Origin of the sequence: Gordonia sp. C13 (genome assembly GCF_023218005.1) — a bacterium.
GTDB lineage: Bacteria > Actinomycetota > Actinomycetes > Mycobacteriales > Mycobacteriaceae > Gordonia > Gordonia namibiensis.
On the sequence record NZ_JALPSY010000023.1, the window covers coordinates 1 to 20032 of the forward strand.

16 protein-coding genes and 1 pseudogene are annotated in these 20032 nt (G+C 62.4%); 9 read left to right on the forward strand and 8 right to left on the reverse strand.

All coding sequences use genetic code 11. The annotated features are described in order from the left end of the window. From M1L58_RS16825 to M1L58_RS16855, 7 genes are all read left to right on the forward strand, one after another. A partial coding sequence (locus tag M1L58_RS16825) for an AMP-binding enzyme (RefSeq protein ID WP_441316553.1) occupies positions 1-220 on the forward strand: 220 nt, incomplete at its 5' end. 363 nt (positions 221-583) lie between these two features. Then, the gene (locus tag M1L58_RS16830) at positions 584-2185 is read left to right on the forward strand and encodes a sugar ABC transporter ATP-binding protein (RefSeq protein ID WP_248659765.1); all 1602 of its coding nucleotides are present in this window, start codon (positions 584-586) and stop codon (positions 2183-2185) included. Between the two features lie 14 nt (positions 2186-2199). Next, complete coding sequence (locus M1L58_RS16835; RefSeq protein ID WP_248659766.1) at positions 2200-3219, forward strand: ABC transporter permease; 1020 nt, start codon at positions 2200-2202, stop codon at positions 3217-3219. Positions 3220-3303: 84 nt separating this feature from the next. Continuing rightward, positions 3304-4509 (forward strand): sugar ABC transporter substrate-binding protein, encoded by a 1206-nt coding sequence (locus M1L58_RS16840; protein ID WP_248659821.1) that lies wholly within the window; start codon positions 3304-3306, stop codon positions 4507-4509. A gap of 97 nt (positions 4510-4606) precedes the next feature. After that, positions 4607-4951, forward strand: coding sequence for a hypothetical protein (locus tag M1L58_RS16845; RefSeq protein ID WP_248659767.1), 345 nt, complete (start codon positions 4607-4609; stop codon positions 4949-4951). Next, positions 4951-7236, forward strand: coding sequence for a N,N-dimethylformamidase beta subunit family domain-containing protein (locus M1L58_RS16850; RefSeq protein WP_248659768.1), 2286 nt, complete (start codon positions 4951-4953; stop codon positions 7234-7236). Before M1L58_RS16845 ends, M1L58_RS16850 begins: the two co-directional genes overlap by 1 nt. A 105-nt stretch (positions 7237-7341) precedes the next feature. Next, complete coding sequence (locus tag M1L58_RS16855; RefSeq protein WP_248659822.1) at positions 7342-8127, forward strand: SDR family NAD(P)-dependent oxidoreductase; 786 nt, start codon at positions 7342-7344, stop codon at positions 8125-8127. Positions 8128-8459: 332 nt separating this feature from the next. Here M1L58_RS16855 and M1L58_RS16860 read toward each other — a convergent pair whose 3' ends face one another. The 3 genes from M1L58_RS16860 to M1L58_RS16870 all read right to left on the reverse strand — a co-directional run bounded on the left by M1L58_RS16860 (position 8460) and on the right by M1L58_RS16870 (position 11799). Next, complete coding sequence (locus M1L58_RS16860; protein ID WP_248659769.1) at positions 8460-10640, reverse strand: N,N-dimethylformamidase beta subunit family domain-containing protein; 2181 nt, start codon at positions 10638-10640, stop codon at positions 8460-8462. Positions 10641-10921: 281 nt separating this feature from the next. After that, positions 10922-11287, reverse strand: a complete 366-nt coding sequence (locus tag M1L58_RS16865; protein ID WP_248659770.1) for a hypothetical protein — start codon at positions 11285-11287, stop codon at positions 10922-10924. Between the two features lie 14 nt (positions 11288-11301). Continuing rightward, positions 11302-11799, reverse strand: a complete 498-nt coding sequence (locus M1L58_RS16870; RefSeq protein ID WP_282578813.1) for a flavin reductase family protein — start codon at positions 11797-11799, stop codon at positions 11302-11304. A 127-nt stretch (positions 11800-11926) separates the two neighbouring features. Between M1L58_RS16870 and M1L58_RS16875 the strand changes: the two genes are divergently transcribed. Further along, positions 11927-14284: an ATP-binding protein gene (locus M1L58_RS16875; protein WP_248659772.1), complete on the forward strand. Its 2358-nt coding sequence runs from the start codon at positions 11927-11929 to the stop codon at positions 14282-14284. Between the two features lie 38 nt (positions 14285-14322). Here M1L58_RS16875 and M1L58_RS16880 read toward each other — a convergent pair whose 3' ends face one another. The 4 genes from M1L58_RS16880 to M1L58_RS16895 are packed head-to-tail and all read right to left on the reverse strand — an operon-like array spanning position 14323 to position 17652. Beyond that, the gene (locus M1L58_RS16880; protein ID WP_248659773.1) at positions 14323-14631 is read right to left on the reverse strand and encodes a hypothetical protein; all 309 of its coding nucleotides are present in this window, start codon (positions 14629-14631) and stop codon (positions 14323-14325) included. A 2-nt stretch (positions 14632-14633) separates the two neighbouring features. Continuing rightward, entirely contained in the window at positions 14634-16079 is a 1446-nt protein-coding gene (locus tag M1L58_RS16885; RefSeq protein WP_248659774.1) for an amidase, read from the reverse strand. Continuing rightward, a complete protein-coding gene (locus M1L58_RS16890) occupies positions 16079-16498 on the reverse strand; it encodes a YybH family protein (RefSeq protein WP_248659775.1) in 420 nt (139 codons plus the stop codon). The genes M1L58_RS16885 and M1L58_RS16890 overlap by 1 nt, the downstream gene beginning before the upstream one ends. Next, a complete protein-coding gene (locus M1L58_RS16895; RefSeq protein WP_248659776.1) occupies positions 16495-17652 on the reverse strand; it encodes an LLM class flavin-dependent oxidoreductase in 1158 nt (385 codons plus the stop codon). The genes M1L58_RS16890 and M1L58_RS16895 overlap by 4 nt, the downstream gene beginning before the upstream one ends. 183 nt (positions 17653-17835) lie before the next feature. On the opposite strand from M1L58_RS16895, the gene M1L58_RS16900 reads away from it, so the two are divergent. Continuing rightward, the gene (locus M1L58_RS16900; protein WP_248659777.1) at positions 17836-18612 is read left to right on the forward strand and encodes an SDR family NAD(P)-dependent oxidoreductase; all 777 of its coding nucleotides are present in this window, start codon (positions 17836-17838) and stop codon (positions 18610-18612) included. Between the two features lie 114 nt (positions 18613-18726). On the opposite strand, the pseudogene M1L58_RS16905 reads toward M1L58_RS16900, so the two are convergent. Next, positions 18727-19848: pseudogene (locus M1L58_RS16905) on the reverse strand (IS3 family transposase); the annotation flags it as partial. Positions 19849-20032 lie beyond the last annotated feature (184 nt).

Sequence of the window (20032 nt, forward strand, 5' to 3'; positions counted from 1 at the left end):
AGACGAGCTGATCGCCGAACTGCGCCAGCAGGTGTCGGTGGAGATCTCCCCGATCGCCAAGCCGCGCGAGATCAACGTCGTGCCGGAGTTGCCCAAGACACGATCGGGCAAAATCATGCGGCGCCTACTCAAGGACGTCGCCGAAGGCCGCGAACTCGGCGACACCTCCACCCTCGTCGACCCATCGGTCTTCGAAGCCATCCGCGCAAAGACAAACTGAGGCGCCGCCACTTTCAGCTTTTCGTCGATCCCCTCCTCCATCGCTGCCACCCCGACCGGGACCTCCGGGCGGGGTGGCAGCGTTCGTTCGTTCCCCTGCAGGAAGAGTGCGGGTCGATCCGCTAGTTCCGGTGAGCTGGAACATTGTTCGGCAAAATCGGGGCGCTCGTCACCCGCTTATGGTCTACTGGTCACGGCATTAGTCCATTGTGGACGCATCCACTCAGCGGAGCGAACGCCGGTACGTGTCGTCTGTGTTACCCAATGCGAAAGTTGCGTTACAAGGACTAAAGACCGGTCCAATAGCGCTTATAGTCATCTACATCGGCCCGGCGGTGACGATGTTCAGGTCGCGACCGGTCTCTTGCTCGGGGATTCGATCCGTCCCCGGGCAAACACTCTCAGCCGCCACGACTTCGAGGAAACCTCTGCCATGACTACCGCTCGCCAAACTACTGCCGACGAACGCGGACAGTCGGTTCCCGTCCTGCGCGCCAAGGGTCTCAGCAAGCGCTACGGAAACAACCAGGCACTCAAACCCACCGACTTCGAGCTCGCCGCCGGCGAATGTGTCGCCATCATCGGCGAAAACGGGGCGGGTAAGTCAACTTTCGCCAAACTGCTGACCGGCGCAGAGCGCTCGGACACAGGAGACCTGTACATCGGTGACGAGCAGGTGGATTTTCACACTCCTCGCGATGCTCTGCGCCACGGCGTAGCCCTGATCCCGCAGGAGTTGGCCTACGTTCCCGACTTGACTGTGGCCGAGAACATCATGCTCAACCGGCTTCCCAACCGGTTCGGGGTCACCACGAAGGCGGCGATGGTGTCCGCTGCGCAGGATCTCATGTCAGGTGCCGGGCTTCGGGTTCACTTGGATCGCACCATGGCGAGTTTGAGCCTCGCGGATCGGCAGATCGTCGAGATCATCAAGGCGCTCGGGCGCGACTCGAAAGTCCTTATCCTCGACGAGCCCACTGCCGCGTTAACCGCCGACGAGAGCGCGAAGTTGTACTCGATTCTCCGCGATCTACGCCGCAAAGGCATCGGAGTCATCGTCATCTCGCACCACCTCGATCAGATCAGTGAGCACGCCGACCGTATAGATGTCTTCCGTAACGGCGAGCATGTCTTCGCCGCGAGCCCTCGGAACACGACGAGTGAGCAGTTCATCGCGCAGATGCTGGGCGAGAAGACCGGTGCGCTCGCCAACCGCAGGTCCAGGACTGGAGTCGGCGACCCGGTTCTCGCGTTGGACGGATGGTCGGTTTCCGGACGTCCCGGGTTGGACGACGTCACGTTCACTCTGCACGCCGGTGAGGTTGTGGTGGTCTATGGGATTCGCGGCGGTGGTTCGGAATTGATCGCCGAAGGGCTGGGTGGGCGACGTCCGGATATCGCGGGCGGGCTCTCGGTGGCTGGTACGGCTCATAGGGTCTTCCGTTCGCCCCGGCAGGCACTGAGGTCGGGCGTTGCCTATCTACCACCCGACCGCAAGACCGAGGGGCTCGTGCTCGACATGTCGATCGGCGGCTCCATCAGCCTCCTCGTGATGGGCAAGCTGGCGCGTTGGGGCTTCATCACCACAGCACGAGAACACGTCGTCGCCGATCGATGGGCGCGGCGCTTCGCCCTCAAGTCGTCGTCCTTTGAACAATCTGTCGGCGAGCTGTCCGGCGGCAACCAGCAGAAAGTGATGCTGGCGAGCAGGCTGGAGACCGAGCCTACCGCCTTGGTTGTCCACGAACCCACTCGCGGAGTCGATCTCGGGGCGCGTCATGAAGTCCACGAGACGCTGCGTGCCCTTGCCGATGAGGGGGTCGCGGTGCTGGTGGTGACGTCCGACGTGGAAGAGGCTGTCGACGTCGCCGACCGCCTGCTCATCGTCCGCAACGGTCGTCTCGTCGCCGAGCTCACGGGGGCAGCCGTCACACAAGCAGAAGCCATTCGCCTCGCGGCGGCATAAGGAGGGACAACACAGTGAGTTCAACGATCGACGCTCGCGATGCCACTCAGGCACCGGCGGACGAATCACCGGGCCAGAAAGGCAGCGCCCGGACCCGCAACGTGCTGGTGCAGTCCTTGGGCATCACCGCGTTCCTGGTCATACTCATCATCATCTTCGCTTCGATGTCATCTGCATTCGTCAGTCCTGACAACGCAGTGAGCATTCTGACCGGTATCGCGTTCATCGGCCTGGTGGCGCTGGGCCAGACGCTCGTCATCATCGCGGGAGGATTCGACCTCTCGGTTGCCGGCGTCGCACCCCTGTCCGCGGTCATCTTCGCCAAGCTCGTCAACGCCGGGACCTCCATCATCGTGTCGATCCTGGGAGCGGTCGTTGCGGGAGTGGCTATCGGACTTGTCAATGGACTGATCGTCACGAAGGGCAAGATCAATCCACTGATCACAACCTTGGGCATGCTCTCCATTGCCGGGGGACTCGCCTTCACCATCGCCGATGGCCAGAGTATTCCGATCGAGAATCTGTCTGCCGGGTTCCTGGCCGACACGGATATCGGCCTGGTCCCGAATCAGGTGTGGTTGACCGGTTTCGCCTTCGTGGTGATGGCATTGGTGCTGCGCTACACGACTTACGGACGCGCCCTGTACGCGATCGGGGGGAACCGGGAAGCCAGCTGGTTGGCCGGCATGCGAGTCGATGCAATCACGATCAGTGTGTATGCACTGAGCGGGATGTTCGCAGGCCTCGGAGGTGTGATGCTGGCGAGCCAGCTGCTCGCGGGCGACGGCAACCTCGGTGCCACCGCAGCCTTACTGTCGGTGGCCGCCGTGGTGCTGGGCGGTGGCTCACTTCGAGGTGGCTCGGGCGGCGCGCTCGGGACCCTGGCCGGCGTGCTGGTGTTGGGAGTTCTCGCCAACGGACTGACTCTACTGCATGTCTCGACGTTCTATCAACAGATCGTCACCGGTCTCGTCCTCTTGGTGTCGGTCGGATTCAGCAACCTGCGCTCGCAGGTCAGCGGTACCTCCCACTGAACACAAAACTGTCAATACCCGTCCATCTGATGAGGATTCGCGATGTCAATACATGATCGAAGTCGACGTAGACCCCTAGCCGTGATGAGTGTGCTGGCCATGGCACTCGTCTTGGTGATCAGTGCTTGCTCTTCCGGTGACGACGCACCAGAGGTGACCGGCGCCGCAGCCGATACCGCCATCGCGGGCTCGTCGATGGCTTACACCAACGCCACGGATGCTGCCCCGCTTTATGTCCTGCTGCAGAATGGGGTCGAAAAAGCCGCCACGACAACAGGTGTCGCTTTGAAGACCTACGACAATGCGCTCGACCCGTCAAAGGTCTCGTCCAATGCCCGGTTGATCGCACAGTCCAAGCCCGACTATGTGGCTTCCTATAATCCGGTGGCGGGCATCTACCCGTCGATCGAGAAGATCTACGAGGATGCCGGGATTCCGTGTATCGCGGTCAACACTCCCAGCGTGACCGGCGATCAGCCCGGGTACTGTTCGTGGCTCAACCTGAGCAACCCGCAACTGTGTACGGACACGGCGAAAGCTGTGGGTAAGGCAGCCCAGGAGAAGGGCTGGAACGGCGACAACACGACCGTACTGCTCGTCAATGCGCCGAGCTTCGGTGAGCAGATCAACAACTGCAACAGTTACTTCTACAAAGAGATCACCAACTGGGTCCCAGGATTGCAGGCGATCAACGACGTGTCGGACCTCAAGGTCACGACTACTCAACTCGGTGACTCGATGATCCAGGTCGACGGAAAAGCCCAGCGCGGACCGTCCTTCGACTCTGTGAAGAATGCGCTCGCGGGTGTTCCCTCGAGCAAGAACCTCATCGTCTACACGGTCGCCGACGACTCAGCGCTGGGGGCTTGGCAGGCCGTCGAACAAGCCGGACGAGGCCCACGATCACTTGTAGCGGGTATCGGTGGCACGAAAGAGGCGCTGGAACAGTTACGTACCAACCCGTCCTGGGTGGCTGAGGGCGACCTCTTCTTCGGTCACTGGGGGCAGTTCATGATGGCCATGGCTGCCGCGAAGAAGGCCGACCAGCAGCTTCCGTTCCAAACCATTGCACCGGAAGCGGTACTCACGAAGGACCTCACGCTGCCCGACACCATCGTCGCGCCCATCGCTGACTACTACCGCGACGGCGAGACCGATGCCTATCAGTTACCACCGCTGATTCCAGTGGCCGAGGGGGAGACCGTCTTCGGCAGGCAGACAGTCGGAAATGACTATCTGGCAACGACCGGTGTGCTGCAACTCTTCAACAACGTCAAGGACCTGAAGTAACTCGGACGGAGCTCCCGGAGGTCGGGGTGTCGAGTCGAAATCGCATGTTCGACTCGACATCCCGGCGCATGTCCGCAGTCAGAGAGGATGACAAGCCATGACCCTCGTGAACAGGGACGAGTGGGTCTACCGCGCGTTCGATTCCGCAAACCGTGAGAGCATCAAAGCTCTTGTGACGCCGGAACTCATTGCCGAACATGAAGCCGATCCGAACGGTCTCCACAGCGATCGACTTCAGCGGGTGCTCACCTACTTCAGACGGGGATTGATCGCCGGGAAGTACATCGTCGTCGCCGAGGAGCCGTTCGCTCGGTACCGGATCGGTGTCCTCAACGGCATGCGTGGGACACCCATCGACGTGCTCGACGAGGTATATCCGACCGAAAAGGATGTGCTGCACGCAATCTTTCTCCGCCGACTGCACGACATCGGAGCCCAGTGATGACCAAACCCCAGCAGCCCAGACTCCTGTCCTACACCGACCGGCTCTCGGTCGCCCCCGGTGAGCCCATCGAGTTCAAGGTGAGCAGCCTCATCAGCGGACGATTCGAGGCCGACATCGTCAGGCTCAGGCACGGTGACCGCAACCCCGCCGGACCGGGATTTCGCGAGGACGTCATCGAGTCGGAGGTCACCGGCTCGTATCCGGCGCGCGTCCAGGACGTCGACTCAGGCTCCTTCATCCGGGTCGACGACGAGGGAAAGCTCGCCCTGACCGGCTCGTTCACGTTGCATGCCTATGTGTGCCCGACCACCCCGGCCAAAGACCAGCAGGTGGTCATGGGCAAATACGACCTGGGCGCCGGTGTCGGCTACGCGCTCGAGTTGGGTCCTGAGGGGGTCGGTCTGCGAGTCGGGGACGGCGTCACCACCGACATCGTGTCGACCGGGGAGGCGCTGTATGGTTCGTGCTGGTACTCCATCGGCGCCACCTTCGATCCCGTCACGCGCGAGGCCGCAGTGTGGTCGATCTCAGCGGTCAACGAGGCCAACAGTCTCGTGGCCAGCACGGTGGAACTCCCCGGAATCGGGCGCGCGGTCACCGAACTCAACGTCGCGCCGGCGCCGACCGCCGCTCCCTTCGCCATCGCCGCGGCATCCGGTGGAGGTCGCTTCGATGCGCATTTCAACGGCAAGATCGAACGTCCCGGCGTATGGAACCGCGTCCTCGACGAGGACGAGGTCGCCGACCTCGTCCACGGGATGGAAAGCCGTGTCCAACTCGCCGCTCTGTGGGACTTCGCCGCGTCGATCACCACGCGTGGGATCACTACAGACCGGGCACGCGACATTGGCCCGTGGGGACTCCACGGGTTCTGCGAGCAAGGACCTGCACGCGGTATGACGGGCCGCTGGTGGCGGGGCGTCGACGAACGTTACACGTTGGCGCCGAACGAATATGGTGCGATCCACTTCCACGATGACGACCTGGAAGATTGTCACTGGGACACCGACATCCGGTGGACCGTGCCCGCGGACCTCAGAAGCGGAACCTATGCATTACGCATCACTCAAGACGGTGAAACCGACCGTCAACCGTTCTTCGTCACCCCGCCGCGCGGCATAGCAACTGCCGACGTCGTGCTCGTCGTCGCGACAGCCAGCTACCTCGCGTACGCCAACGAACATCTCGCTCCCGGAGGGGCCTTCGCGCAGTCGATCTTCGGCCAGACGCCCGTCCTCGGTGCGTCGGATCTCTATCTGCACGAGCACCCCGAGCTGGGTTTGTCTCTCTACGACCTACACTCCGACGGCAGCGGGGTTCACTTGTCATCCTCCCGCCGCCCCATCGTGAATCTGCGTCCGGACAAGCGCACCTCACTGGGCGGACCTTGGCAGTTCCCCGCGGATCTACATCTCGTCGACTGGTTGACCGAGAAGAACATCGCCTTCGACGTCGTGACCGATCTCGAAGTACACCAAGAGGGTGCCGACCTTCTGAATCGCTATCGAGTCGTCCTCACCGGGTCGCACCCCGAATACATCAGCCGCGAGACACTCGATGCCTGGGAGGCCTACCTGTCGAACGGCGGGCGGGCACTCTACCTGGGTGGCAACGGTTTCTACTGGGTGACGAACTGGCACCCGGAGAAGCCGCATGTCATCGAGGTGCGGCGTGGTGAATCGGGTATCCGGGCGTGGCAGGCCCAGCCGGGTGAACTCCACCTGCAGACGAACGGTGAGCGTGGCGGGTTGTGGCGATGGCGCGGGCGGGCGCCACAGAAGATTGTCGGGACGGGCTTCGCCACACAGGGCTTCGACTTCTCGTCGTACTTCGTCCAGACCGACGATGTGACCGATCCACTGGCGGCCTTCGTGGTCGACGGTATCGATCGGGACGAGAAGATCGGTGACTTCGGGCTCGAGGGAGGTGGCGCGTCCGGCTTCGAACTCGACCGATATGACCTAACGCTGGGCACACCGCCGAACACCCGGTTGCTGGCGCACAGCGTGGGGCATTCCGACAACTATCCCCGCGTGTCTGAGGAAGTGCAGTTCACGATGCCGCACATGGGTGCCACCATGGACTACCAAGCACGCGGAGACATCACGTTCTTTCCGACCCGCAACGGGGGAGGAGTGTTCTCCGCCAGTTCGATCGCGTGGTGCGGCAGTCTGTCGCACAACGAGTATGACAACAACGTGTCGCGGATGACCGAGAACGTCATCAAGCGCTTCCTCGAGCCTGAACCGCTGGACGTGCCGCGTACGCCCACCACCTTCTAGCGCGCCCGCTGGTATAAGGGCTGGCGCAACGACAGATTCGGCACCATGGCGGCGGGCAAGGCCGGCCGGCACGGTGCCGAATCACCACGGCGAAAGGCCGAAACAATGAGTCTGACAATAGATCTCTCCGGACAGCACGCGGTGGTGACGGGCGCCTCCCGGGGGATCGGGCGCGCGATAGCCCGAACTCTCGCTGCCGCGGGTGCGCATGTGACCATCCTGGACAGGTCCGACGCCTTACGAACCGACGGCAACTCGACCTCCGACGTCATCCGCTCCGCGGGCGGGTCGGCAGAGTCCCGTCAACTGGACATCTCGTGTTCTGCGGAGGTGGATCGGGTCCTCGACGAACTTGCGGCCACCCGGGGTATCGACATCCTGGTCAACAACGCCGGCACACTGGTCGCCGGGAGCGCGACAGAGACATCAGATGACACGTGGCGGTCCATCTTCTCGGTCAACGTCGACGGCACGTTCTACTGTAGTCGGGCAGCGCTGCGGCACATGACCACCCAAGGTCGCGGGAAGATCGTCAACGTCACCTCGGTGAGCGGTGTGAAGGCCAGTCAGGGGTTTGCCGCCTATTGCGCAGCGAAAGGCGCTCTGATCAGTCTGTCCCGGCAACTGGGAATCGACTATGCGGCGCAAGGGATCAATGTGAACGCGATCGCGCCGGGATTCACCGATACCGAAATGACTTCTCTGTACGATCATGCTGTCCGGCGGGCGCTCGAACGGCAGACCCCCAACGGACGCTGGGCGACTCCACAGCACATCGCCGACGTTGCAGCGTTCTTGGTATCACCGCTGAGTGCCCACATGTGCGGCGAGGTTGTCACTGTTGACGGTGGGTGGTCATTCGGAACGCCGTTGATCCTCGACCACGAGTAATGTCGTCGCTTTCTGATGACGAGCGAGGTTGAGAACCACACCCCACCGGCCCGGAGCCCGTCGTGTGACCCGATTTCGAGAATGCAGGCGCAGGAACTGATCAACGAGCTTCGGCGATGTGCCGAATCGATGACGGTGGCCCTTCGACAGTCTCCTCGCCGAGACCGAGATCTGGCTGGAGAGCGATGCCGCATCGCGGAGGCCGAGGTTCTCATCGATCGTCTGAGGGCCACCTACGATTTGACGTGACCCAGGCATCGGGGGTGGTGTCGTCAGCTTGGCGCGTGCGCCGCGAGGGCGGTGATCCGAAAGGATCACCGCCCTCGTTGTCGCTAGGAGCGCCGAGCGACGAAGGTGCGAATCACGTTCTCGGTCATGCGCGACACCCCGTTTTCGGTGTCGTTGTGGAGCAATGCCCCGGACCAGGCGATCGACCCGACGGAGAACACTTCTCCGCCGCGCGGTGTCGAGAAGTAGACGATATCGGCACGAACCTCGGGATCTTGTTCGCCCCCACCGTGTCCGGGCAGGTTCATCGCAATTTCTTCAAGCGCCCGCTGGTAGTAGTTCGAATGTCCCCGTGACGATGCGACGACTGCGGTGTGCGGAGGGGTGCCGAGCGCATGGTCGAAGCGGTCGATCTCATCACCGGCCGCACCGTTCATGGAGAGGCCGTAGGCGCCGATCGGATCTTGCTCGACGCCGTCGAAGATCCACTGCAGGTCCGGATCCGCGGCGTGCTCCGAACGGAAGTAGGGTTCTGATCGTCCCCAGCCCTGGGCGGCCATTCCGACCCCGGTCAGTTTCTGCGGCGCACGTCCGCGGTGGCGCCACAACCCACCCGGCTCCCCGGTGCTCACCAGGGTGACCTCCCCGGGATAGGACTCCCAGCAACGAATGCCGGCCATGCCCCGTCTGATCTCCACGACGAGCGGGTCCGTGTCCACCACACCGGTGACCCAGTACCACCCGTTACCTCCGAGGTACATGAGGCTGCCGCCGTTGTCCCGGTACTCGGTGAGCGCGTCCAGCATATTTGCGCTGGTGTACTCCGGATGCGAACCGGAGATAAGGACCGAATATCTATCGAGGTAGTCGGCGCCGCGCTGGTGGACTTCGAGGTCGGTGATGACGTCAAAGTCGATGCCTCGGCGGTCGAGCCACTCGATCAGATACATCTCGGCCGAGAAGCCCCGGCCTCCGTCATTGAGCCACATCCGGTAGCCGCGTCTGAAATTCACGATCGACCGTCGGATCGAGGAGTACATCACCCCGCTGCCGTCTCGGTGGGTGTCGTACATGGACAAGCCGAAGCTGGCATCGTTCACGTGGGCTTCGTCGACGGGATCGACAATGACTTCGGCGGGGGTCATTGCCTCGGAATCCAAGCCGTTGAACAGGTTTTCGTTGGCATAGGCCAGGTAGGAGAAGGTGGGCAGGACGACAGCGACTCGATTACGCGGGGCCGAGCCGCGTGCCGGGACCACTACGATGGGCACGGTATCCGAGCCCGAGGGCGAAGATACGACGACTCCGTACACACCGCTGTCGAGGCCTTCCGGTAGTTCGGCGGTCAACGTCGCGTCCCAACCGATGTCGACCACATCGGTGGCGTGAAAGTGAATCGCCGCGTACTCGGCCGGGGCGCAACGATAGTCGAGAGAGTCGCCGGTGAAGCTGCTCCCAGTCACTCCGCGCGACGGCAAGTTGACCACTTTGCCCTCGGTCTGGTCATCGGCCATCGGCCGTGCGGCGCTGGGATCGTCGGCGGCCTGCAGCGCAAAGTCATAACCGGCGATGAGGCGGGCAGCGAAGACGTCGCCCGGCGATTCGGCAGCCGCCAGCCGCTCGATCTCGGCAGGGGATGCAAGCCCGGCGGCGACAAAGGGCTTTTCGATCTTGCCGGTGAAACCATGGACCCCGCTGCCCCGCCAGTGGTTTCCGGTCCGTTCGACGAGTGACGGATTTCGCGCCGCAACGGTCCAATGGGTTGCGTCGATCTCGGGCACCGGGCCGTCGTGTCGGAGTTCTACGGTGTCGGGGTCGCCGTAGAGCGCGTCGTGCGGCCGGACAGTCAGCACGATCATCCCGTCGCCATAGACACCTGTGGCCGAGTACCAGCAATGGTCGGTGAGCGGGGTGCCGCCGTGCACGGCCCAGACCTCCTCGCCGTGAGCGTCTCGCCACGTCATCGCCAGAGTTGCGTCCCGCAGCTCGAGACTGAGTGCACCAGAGCTATCGGTACCGAGACTCACCAGAACTTGATCCTCGTCCTGGTGATAGCGCGGAGACCACACCATGACCCCCAGTGTCACCGACCTGTGGGACTCGCGCCCCAATGAGCCGGTGGCACCGGTGGCGAAGGAGCCGACGCGATGCGCCTGCGAATCAGTGGGGTAGTCCCCGGCCGCGGCCCACACGACCGGCCGGTCCCGGCTGTTTTCACGTTCCAGTGAGTCGACCATCTCAACCAGCGTCACCGAAACGGTGTCACCGCCGGCGTCGACGTGCAACGAGAGTGTGTCGCCGGCTTCGTACGAAACGCGGTCGGCGTATGCCCGAACGGGTAAAGCGCTCATGGTGTTCCTGTCGTGTAGCGAGCACATTCGTACTCGAGGGTGGAGAGTGCACAGCAGCAGACGTGTCGATTCTCGAACAGTGTCTAAAGGTCCACCCTATCGACTTCAATGCCGGGTTGCGCGGTCTATTGCGATTCGGACTCCGGAGACAGGGGGCTCCTCGGAAGTGCGCGCTTCCGGCTGTGCGACGCGGTGTGTGAAGTGCAAGGTGTTGTTCAGGCTTCGACGAAGGTCGCGACGACCCCGCGTTTGCGGAGCTCCTCGGTCAGCTTCGCGATGCAGTCGCTGCTGAGTTCGATGCGCTCCGGGTAGTCCAATGCAACCCCGTCTGCAATCTGCAGTCTGGTGATGTCTGCAACGAAACTGGCGATCGATCTCGGCTCGTGGAGGACACTGATGCCGGTACCCGATGTGGGCATCACGGTGGCGTTGACGACTGATACGGACAGGACGGTCGGCGTGCTGTCTGTCTCACGTCGCGCTGGTCGTCTCTTGTGTGCTTCGCCGAGCGTAGGGAATGACATGATCCGATGTGCCTGTGCGAACTCTGGCGAGACGGTCCCGTTCGTCGAGACCGCCACGATCGTGGACTCGCTCATGGCCGGACCAGTGTTGCGAACCGGCTGCGGTGAAACACCAGCGGATCGCTGCTAGGGGTCGCTGCTGTGCGGATCAGGTGTAGGAGTTCGATCGTGTGGTCGCCGGCGTCGACCGAGTCGCGATGGGTTGTCTCCATCCACGCGACTGCCCCCTTGATGTAGACCGCGCCGCTGTCCTCTGCGACATGGGCGACCCCATCGAACCGCGACTCGCGGTTGTTCCCGGCGAGTTGCCGGCCGATCTCACCTTGCCCGTGGGCCAGCAGGCTCACGCCGATGTGCTGTGCCTCGGTCAGGGTTGGCCAGGTGGAGGACTCCCGACGGATGTTGACCGCCAGCAAGGCCGGGTTGAGTGAGACGGTCGAGAATGAGCTGACGGACATGCCGACACGAACTCCTGACACGGTTGCGGCCAAGACGAGGACCCCGCTGGGTACCAGCCCGTAGACCCGTCGGAGTGCCTGCTCCTGGCCCAAAGGGTCGACCAATTCCATGTTTTCTTCTCCTTAACGCTCATGCAACAAGGGTTGACGTTGCATGATGAAGCATGGCGCACATCACCCCCTCGGTTATCCGTGCTTCTACGGATCATGACTACTGAACAAAGGCACAGCGTTGGGCATGAGTGGCGATGGATCGTCGATCCCGTTTGAAGCAACCAGCTTTGTAGGGCGGTCCCACGAGATCGCCGAGGTGACCCGTGTTCTGTCGACGAACCGCATGGTGTCGTTGATCGGAGCAGGGGGTATCGGCAAGAGCCGACTAGCCAAGGTCGTGGGCCGGACGGTCGCGGACACATACCGCGACGGGGTGGCGTTCGTAGACTTGTCAATGGTTCCGACGGGTCGACACCTCACCCTGGCGATCCGCGATCGCGTCCCTGGATTCAAGCAAGCGGCCAGCCTGCGTGATCAAGTTCAAGATCGCAGTTGCCTCATCATTCTCGACTCATGTGAGCACTTGGTTGCCCCGCTTACCGAGGTGATTCACGAGCTGCTCAGTTGGTGTCCCGAGGTGCGGATCGTCGCCACGTCGCGGGTTCCCCTTAGTCTGGACGGAGAATTCCGGTTCCACGTACCGGCCCTGTCGGTGCAATCCGACGTCGACTCCCTTGTTCCCGACGCGGCCGAGCTGTTCTTGATCCGGGCGCACGCCACGGTGGGGGCACCGGTACCGATCGAGCAGTTCGACGATGTCCGCCGACTGTGTCAGGAACTGGACGGGATTCCCCTGGCCATCGAGCTGGCCGCGGCGAAGACGGCGTCGATGACGCCGGCCGAGATTTCGTCGCGGCTTGATGACCGGTTCGGGCTGCTACGGAACAGTGTCCGAACAAGCAAACTGCAACATCGCAGCCTTGAGGCGGTCATGGACTGGAGTTGGGAGCAGTGTAGCGACAGTGCCAGGTCGTTGTGGCTGCGATTCGCCGGGGTGTTTGCGGGGTCTGCGACACTGCGAGCGCTGGAGGCCGTGTGCGGGGCCGACGGTGGGATCGCCGAAGTGGTCGATGAGATGGTTGCCCAGTCGCTACTGGTCAGAGAGTGCCAGGGCACATCAGTCCGATTTCGGATGTACGACACCATCCGTGAGTTCGGGCTGACACGGCGGGGCGAGTGTTCCGCGCTGGACGCGGGGTTTGATCGTGAGCTTCTTCGACGTCACGCTGATTTCTACAGCGAGGTCGCCAGACGGTGCGGCTCGCGGTTCTTCTCTCCGCACCAGCGCCAGGTTGTGCAGGAGGTGCGCGACGAGATAGCCAACATCAGGCTGGCGTTCAACCGATACCTCTCGGACCTGGACTCGCCAGAGGCGGCCGCGAGGGTGTACAGCGATTTGTGGTTCTACTGGATCGGATGTGGCCGGTTACAAGAGGCAGTGGCGTGGGCGAGCCATCTGGCGGACGCCCGCGCTGTTCCTGCTTCGACATTATGGGTCCGTGGTTGGGTGTCCATTCTGACCGGTGACCTGAACCGGGCCGACAGCGAACTGAATGAGTGCCTGACAACCGCTGACAAGGAAGACGACTCAGCGGGCGCGCACATCTACGCGTCCGGATTGCTGGGTGCGGTTGCCGCCTTCCGCGGAGACTGCAACCTTGCCTCCTCTCTCTACACAACAGCCATTGCCGAGGCGCACGCCGCGGGCCTAGTAAGTGCAGAGGCCATCTTCTTGCAGCAGTATGGCGAAGTACTCGCAGTGTTTGGCGAGACTGAACGAGCCGAGGAATTGTGTCGAAAGTCCGCAGACTTGTGTGCGGATGTCGGCGATATCTGGTGCACCGCTTACGTTTTGTGGGTGCGGGCGTTGACCTGCCATCTCCGCGGCGACCATCCGGGAGCAAAGGAGTGGGCGCAGCGTTCTCTGCAGGGGAAGAAGATCGGCAACGACCACCTGGGGCAGGCTCTGGCTGCTGAGGTGCTTGCGTGGAGTCTGGCCGCAGAGGGCGACCTGGACACCGCGGCGCTGCTCGAAGGAGCCTCGGGCGCCTTCTGGGAAGCGGTCGGCTGTCCGCTGATGGGTTTTCAAGCACTGCGAGCGGAACGGGTCCGGTGTCTGGATCGGCTCGATCGAGAACTCGGTCGCTCGGTCTTGGAAGTGAAGCTGGCCGACGGCGCCCGCACTGGCTTGCATCGTGTTCTCGGGCATACGAGGCCGGCTCTGGGCGAGAACACGGAAGAATCGCCGTCCACCAATTCACTGTTGCGCGAGGGAGGTAGTGATTTCTTGGCCGAATCCGCTCCGCGCAGCGTATCGGCCGGCGGCGCCTTTCCCGGTTGGGTTGCGTTGACCGCTCGGGAGAAGGAGATCGCCGAACTGGTCGCGCAGGGTTTGACCAACAGGGAAATCGCCGCCGACCTCTACATCGGGATGCGTACCGTCGACACCCACGTGGCCCATATCCTCGCCAAGCTCGGTGTTCGACGACGGAGCGCAGTGGCGGCGACTCTCTCGCGCGACGGGCACCGTTCGGCCGGATAGCTGGCACGGTGTGGGTTCATCGTGCCGGTCGGTGGGAGTCAGTCTGTCCGTTGAACATGCGCTCGCACCTGCTTGCTGGACCCATCGAGCCAGCCATGGTCGGCTGCGTATTTGATCATGAGGTCGAATTCGCTGCTCCACGATGGATCATCGGGGTATCCGTGCTCGCGTAGCCAGGCGATCTGGAGCCAGACGTGCTGGTCTCTGGTCCACCCGCCGCCGACGGAGCGCAGCGAGGAATCGATCGTGTCGAACGGCATGGATCGAGGAGCACTGACGTGGAGGTCATTCAACTTGCGCCGTTCCTGCACGCTGATATGGCCGGATTCATCGATGTCGATCTTCATTGTCAGTGTGATCCTGCCGTGTTGATGTGCCGAGGGGGTCGATGTGCAGGCGTCCAGCATTCGCGTTCAAGCAGATCCGCGATCTGAAACAGGAGGTCTTCGCGATACATCGACGCGCCGAGTTGTACCCCTAGAGGCAACCGCTCTCGCGAAAGAGAAACCGGCACCGTCATCGCCGGGGCGCCGGTGATGTTGTAAAGAACAGCAGCCGGATAAGGGTTCAGGCACCGCCTGACCCACTGCTCGGCGGTGTCATCCGAGTCGGCGTCTATCGTTCCAAGCCTTGGTGCGGGACCAACCGATGTCGGAGAGATCAGAACATCCCACTGTTCCATGAAAGCAGCCATAGAACGTGAGACCGCATTGTAAGCGTCGAAGGCGGCGCCCAGCTCGACTGCGCCCATGCGACGGCCCGCTTCGGCGCAAGCGATGGTCGTCTTCTCCAACGGAGCCTTGTCTATCCGGGTGTATCCCATGGACGTGGCGAGAGGAACCACCGCTGCCGCAGCGCCGGCACACCACGTTGTGGTAACTGCGTCACACAACTGATCCCAGTCCACCGGCGGATCCGCCAGAGTGACTTCGTGGCCTGCTGATGAAAGAACCGAGCCCACTCTCGTCAGCGCGGATATGACCTGGGCATCCACCTTCGTTGCGCCCCAACCACCGTGAGTAATGGCTACTCGCAGACGACCGCCGGTGTCGTGGGTGATACTGCGGTAGGGCTTGGGTGGCCTTGGTGCCCCGTACTTCTCGCCCGCATGATCTCCGTGGACGATATCTAGGAGTGCTGCGCTGTCGCGCAGGGTTCGGGTCACCGCAAACTCGGCGGCATTGCCATACATGACTTCTTGGGCGTCTGGTCCGATCGGTATACGACCACGGCTCGGTTTGAGTCCAAACAGACCGCAATGAGCCGCGGGGATCCGGATGGAGCCGGCGCCGTCATTGGCGTGAGCTATCGGAACAACACCGGCGCTGACAATGGCTGCAGAGCCTCCGCTGGATCCGCCGGTAGAGCGCGACCGGTCCCAAGGGTTGAGTACGGGACCTCCCAATCGAGGTTCAGTGCTGACACTCAACGCAAACTCCGGCGTCCGGGTGGTACCGACCGTGACAAGTCCAGCTTTGCGGAATCGCGACATCAATATTGTGTCATCAGCGTGAACCGTGCCTTGCTCGAGCAACCGCGAGCCAGAGTGCACCGGGACTCCGGCCGCGTGACAAAGAACATCTTTGATAGCGAAAGGAACTCCGGCGAGGGGCCCTGTCGGATCGTGGTCGAGGCCGGCGGGCCACGGCCCCTCGGCGAACGCGTTGAGATCGGCGACGGCCGCGGCCGCAGCGAGTGCTGCGGCCGCGACCTCGTGCGAACTGACTTCACCGCGGCGAATGAGATCGGCTAGTCCGACAGCATCGAGAGACGAGTACTCGGTTGGTGTCAGCATCAGTAGCCGCCCGACGGCCGATCATCGAGATCGCCGGGAACCGAGGTCCAGATGTCGCGGTGCATAAGCCAGCGGCCGTCCCCTTGGCGAAGATGAACGATGAGGTATCGGCTCTGCGCGTCGCGGGTATGCCCGTCGCAGACGAATCGCCCTGTCGCGAGACCCTCCTCGATGGCGATATTGCCGTCGCCACACACCTCTACCGATTCCACGGTCTGGCGGACGAATCCTGCGTCCAGCCATCGATCGAAGGCCTCCGCGATCGCCGCACGGCCAGTGATCAACGACCCATCGGGGGGGAGTAGTGCAGCGTCGTCGGTGTAGAGACTCGCGAACACGGAGCTGTCTCGTTCCGCGATCGCTTGTTCGACGCCCCTGTGGGCGGCTGCGAGGTCATCGGTGTCGAATGTCGAGTTCACGCGTTCTCACGACCCTTCTCGTAGCTCGGGACCTGGCGCGGGTCGCCGGGCAGCAGTCCGACAGGCCCTGTTCGCTGAACGCTGCGGGGGTTCTTGAAATACGGGATCACGTAACGTCCGAAGTGCTCGATCGAATCCATGATCTCCTGATGGGTGCCTCCGTCCATCCGAAGGACGATCTCGTCCGCTCCCATGTCGATAGTTCGTTGGATCTGCTTGACGCAGTGCTCCGGACTGCCAACCAAGACTGTGGGGCCACACGTGCGAAGCCATTCCGGGTCCGCGGCATGTTCGCGGAGTTCCGCGAATCGCTTGAATCCGCCGTACTGCTCCGGGGACCGCTCCGCGAGCTGAACGTACACGTCGTTGATGATCATCTGCGCGAACTTCAGGAGGTCTGCTTCCGCAGAGGCAAGGGCCTCATCATCCGTCTTGGCGCAGCGTGCCGTCATCACGCTGCTGGCCAGTGAGTGGGTCACAAATCTGCCCACTGGAACGACTTCGTTCTCGGGCACACTGTTATAGGCATCGAGATACTCGGCCAGGGTGTCCCACCCGAGGTACAGGTCGGAGGTGATGAGTCCAAGTCCTCGGCGCCGGGCGTCCGCGGCTGACTCGGCCCCCTGGGCGATCTTGTAGAGCGGTGGGTGCGGTTCCTGAACCACACGAGGCGTGACTTGCCGTTCTGGAATGTCGCCCCAGTACTTACCGCTGTGAGACATGGTTTCGTCACTCAGTGCCCGCACGATAATTTCCAGAGCTTCTTCAGACCTGCCCTTTGTTTCCTCCAGCGAAACACCAAAAGCGTCCAGCTGCAAGAGCGTATTACCGCGTGCGGTCGTGAGTTCGATCCTGCCATTCGACAGGATATCCGTGGTGGCTGTCTGTTCTGCCACCAGAATCGGATGCACGACGGAGATCAGTCGGCTCATGTAGCGCAGCCGAATTCGATTGGTGCGCATCGCTACCGCTGTAAACAAACACTCCGGCGACGGAGCGACGGCGATATCACTGAAGAAGTGGTGCTCGGAGGTCCCCCAGCCGTCAAACCCCATCTCCTCGGCGAAGACGGCCTCGTCGATCATATCGAAGTAGCGCCGATGATGGGTCGAACCCTTTTGTGTTCCACATTCGGTCATCAGGATGAAGCGCATGTCGTGGTGCCTTCCGTCGTTGTGAACCTTCTAGCCCGATTCTCGGTGCATGACGCGATCACAAAGATCCGTGGTTCTGCGGACACGACTACTGATTTCGTCTGCCTACGGTTCCTTGGAGGGGTCGACAGTGGCAGTTTCTATCCACGACCGGCCTTACTGTTGCACGAAGAGGAGATACGAATGGCTATCAGCATCGATCTACAGGGGCAGAGCGCTGTCGTGACTGGTGGGTCCCGTGGGATCGGACGCGCGGTGGCGCTGACCCTTGCCGCGGCCGGAGCGCACGTCACTATCCTCGACCGGACCGATCACGCCAAGCCCGACAGCGAGTCGACCTCGGGCGCGATCCGTGCTCGCGGCGGCACAGCTACGTCGAAGCCGGTCGACATCGCTGTCTCGGCCGAGGTCGACGACGCCATCGCGCACGTCGCTGATGAACGCGGGATCGACATCCTCGTCAACAACGCAGGCACCATCATCGCGGGCAGCGCTACCGAGACAACTGACTCGATGTGGCGAGAGTTGTTCGCAATCAACGTCGACGGCACCTTCTACTGCAGCCGGGCAGCGTTGCGGTACATGGAGAAACAAGGTTCGGGCAAGATCGTCAACGTCACCTCCGTGAGTGGTTCACGAGGCAACGCAGGTTTTGCGGCGTACTGCGCGGCAAAGGGGGCGTTGAACAATCTGACTCGCCAGTTGGGCGTCGACTATGCGGCTCGCGGCATCAATGTCAACGCAGTGGCCCCAGGATTCACAGAGACAGAGATGACTGCTATGTACGACCAGGATATTCGGCGAGCTCTCGAATCGCAGACCCCGAACGGCCGATGGGCCGAGGCGCAGCATATCGCTGACGCAGCACTGTTACTGGCATCGCCGATGGCTTCGCACATGTGCGGGGAGATCATCACAGTCGACGGAGGGTGGTCGGTCGGCACGCCGGTGACCATGTGACCGAAGATGCCTCGGGACTGCTGCACGGATAGGTGACAGTTTGACCTGCCCCACCTGTTGGGTTCCAGTCGTGGTGGCCAACTGACGGCGGTGAGGGTGTTGTTGGTGAAGGATTAGTTCGTACTCGATCGGGGTGCGGTAATTCAGTGCTGAGTGGCGGCGTTGGCGGTTGTGGAAGATCTCGATGTAGTCGAAGATCGCGTTGGCCAACTCGACGCGGGTCTTCCACTTCTGGCGGTCGAGAAGCTCGATTTGCATGGAGGACCAGGAGCTTTCCATCATGGCGTTGTCCAGGCCGTCACCGATCGACCCAAACGACGGAACCAGTCCTGCCGAGCGGCTTCTCCCCGAAAACCCATGAGGTGAACTGGGTTCCGTGATCGGCGTGCACGATGCCGCCGGCAGCGGGCCGGCGGTTTCGGATGGCCATATCCAACGCATTGACCACCAACGTGGCATCGGCCTTCGAGTCCATCGACCAGCCCACGATTCGGCGGCTGAACGCATCGAGCACTGCACAGCAGTACAGCCACCCTTCCCGGGTGCGATGTTGGGTGATATCGGTGACCCACAGTTCATTTGGTGCAAGTCGGTGGAACTTGCGGTTGACCAGATCGTCGGCGGTGGCCACGCCACGGAGTCGCTTGACCCGTACGGGTCCGGGCAGGCCGTAGATGCCGGCCCGGGTCATCAGGACCGACACGGTGCGCGGACAGACGGTGATTCCCATACCGAGGGTGAGTTCAGCGTGGACGCGGCGGTAGCCGTAGGTACCGCGGGAGGCGACGTGGATCTCGCGGATCAGTCCGGTCAACCATTGCCGGCGTAGCTGGGTGGCTGTGATCGGCTTTCGCTTGTGCTTGTAGTAGTTCTGACGTGTTACACCAAGAATGACGCAGCAGCGGTCCACAGGCGCTCCGGCGCCGACCAGTTGGTCGATCACCGGATAGATCCTTTTGGGCAGGGTTTGTCCTCCCCGAGGAGCGTCGCGGCCTGACGCACGATGGCGAGCTCGGTTTCCAACTCGCGGATCCTTCGACGCGCAGCGCGCAGCTCGGTTGATTCGCTCGTCGGGACACCGGGGCGCACCCCGCGGTCGATGTCGTCCTGTTTGATCCACTTCGACAACGTGACCGGGTGGATACCCAGATCGTCAGCGGTCTGTTTCTGCGGCTTGCCGGCCCTTACCAGCGCGATCGCGCGGGCACGGAACTCAGCCGGATAGGGGCGGGGCATGACGGTCAGCCTTTCGTACAGGCCGTCACTTAGTCACCGAAACTGGAACCCAACAGGTGGGGCAGGTCAAACTGTCACCTATCCGTGCAGCAGTCCCGTCCCTTGTCCTCGTAGAAACATGCCAGCGTCGACGACCCACGCCACACGCCTTGCTTGTTCTGGCATCCGAGGGTCCCAGGCACAC

Excerpts from the sequence above, each read along its gene's own strand:
- M1L58_RS16885 (WP_248659774.1), bottom strand. The coding sequence starts at position 16,079 with ATGCTGACACCAACCGAGTACTCGTCTCTCGATGCTGTCGGACTAGCC.
- M1L58_RS16875 (WP_248659772.1), top strand. The coding sequence starts at position 11,927 with ATGAGTGGCGATGGATCGTCGATCCCGTTTGAAGCAACCAGCTTTGTA.
- M1L58_RS16880 (WP_248659773.1), bottom strand. The coding sequence starts at position 14,631 with ATGAAGATCGACATCGATGAATCCGGCCATATCAGCGTGCAGGAACGG.
- M1L58_RS16845 (WP_248659767.1), top strand. The coding sequence starts at position 4,607 with ATGACCCTCGTGAACAGGGACGAGTGGGTCTACCGCGCGTTCGATTCC.
- M1L58_RS16840 (WP_248659821.1), top strand. The coding sequence starts at position 3,304 with ATGAGTGTGCTGGCCATGGCACTCGTCTTGGTGATCAGTGCTTGCTCT.
- M1L58_RS16855 (WP_248659822.1), top strand. The coding sequence starts at position 7,342 with ATGAGTCTGACAATAGATCTCTCCGGACAGCACGCGGTGGTGACGGGC.
- M1L58_RS16900 (WP_248659777.1), top strand. The coding sequence starts at position 17,836 with ATGGCTATCAGCATCGATCTACAGGGGCAGAGCGCTGTCGTGACTGGT.
- M1L58_RS16850 (WP_248659768.1), top strand. The coding sequence starts at position 4,951 with ATGACCAAACCCCAGCAGCCCAGACTCCTGTCCTACACCGACCGGCTC.
- M1L58_RS16870 (WP_282578813.1), bottom strand. The coding sequence starts at position 11,799 with ATGGAATTGGTCGACCCTTTGGGCCAGGAGCAGGCACTCCGACGGGTC.
- M1L58_RS16895 (WP_248659776.1), bottom strand. The coding sequence starts at position 17,652 with ATGCGCTTCATCCTGATGACCGAATGTGGAACACAAAAGGGTTCGACC.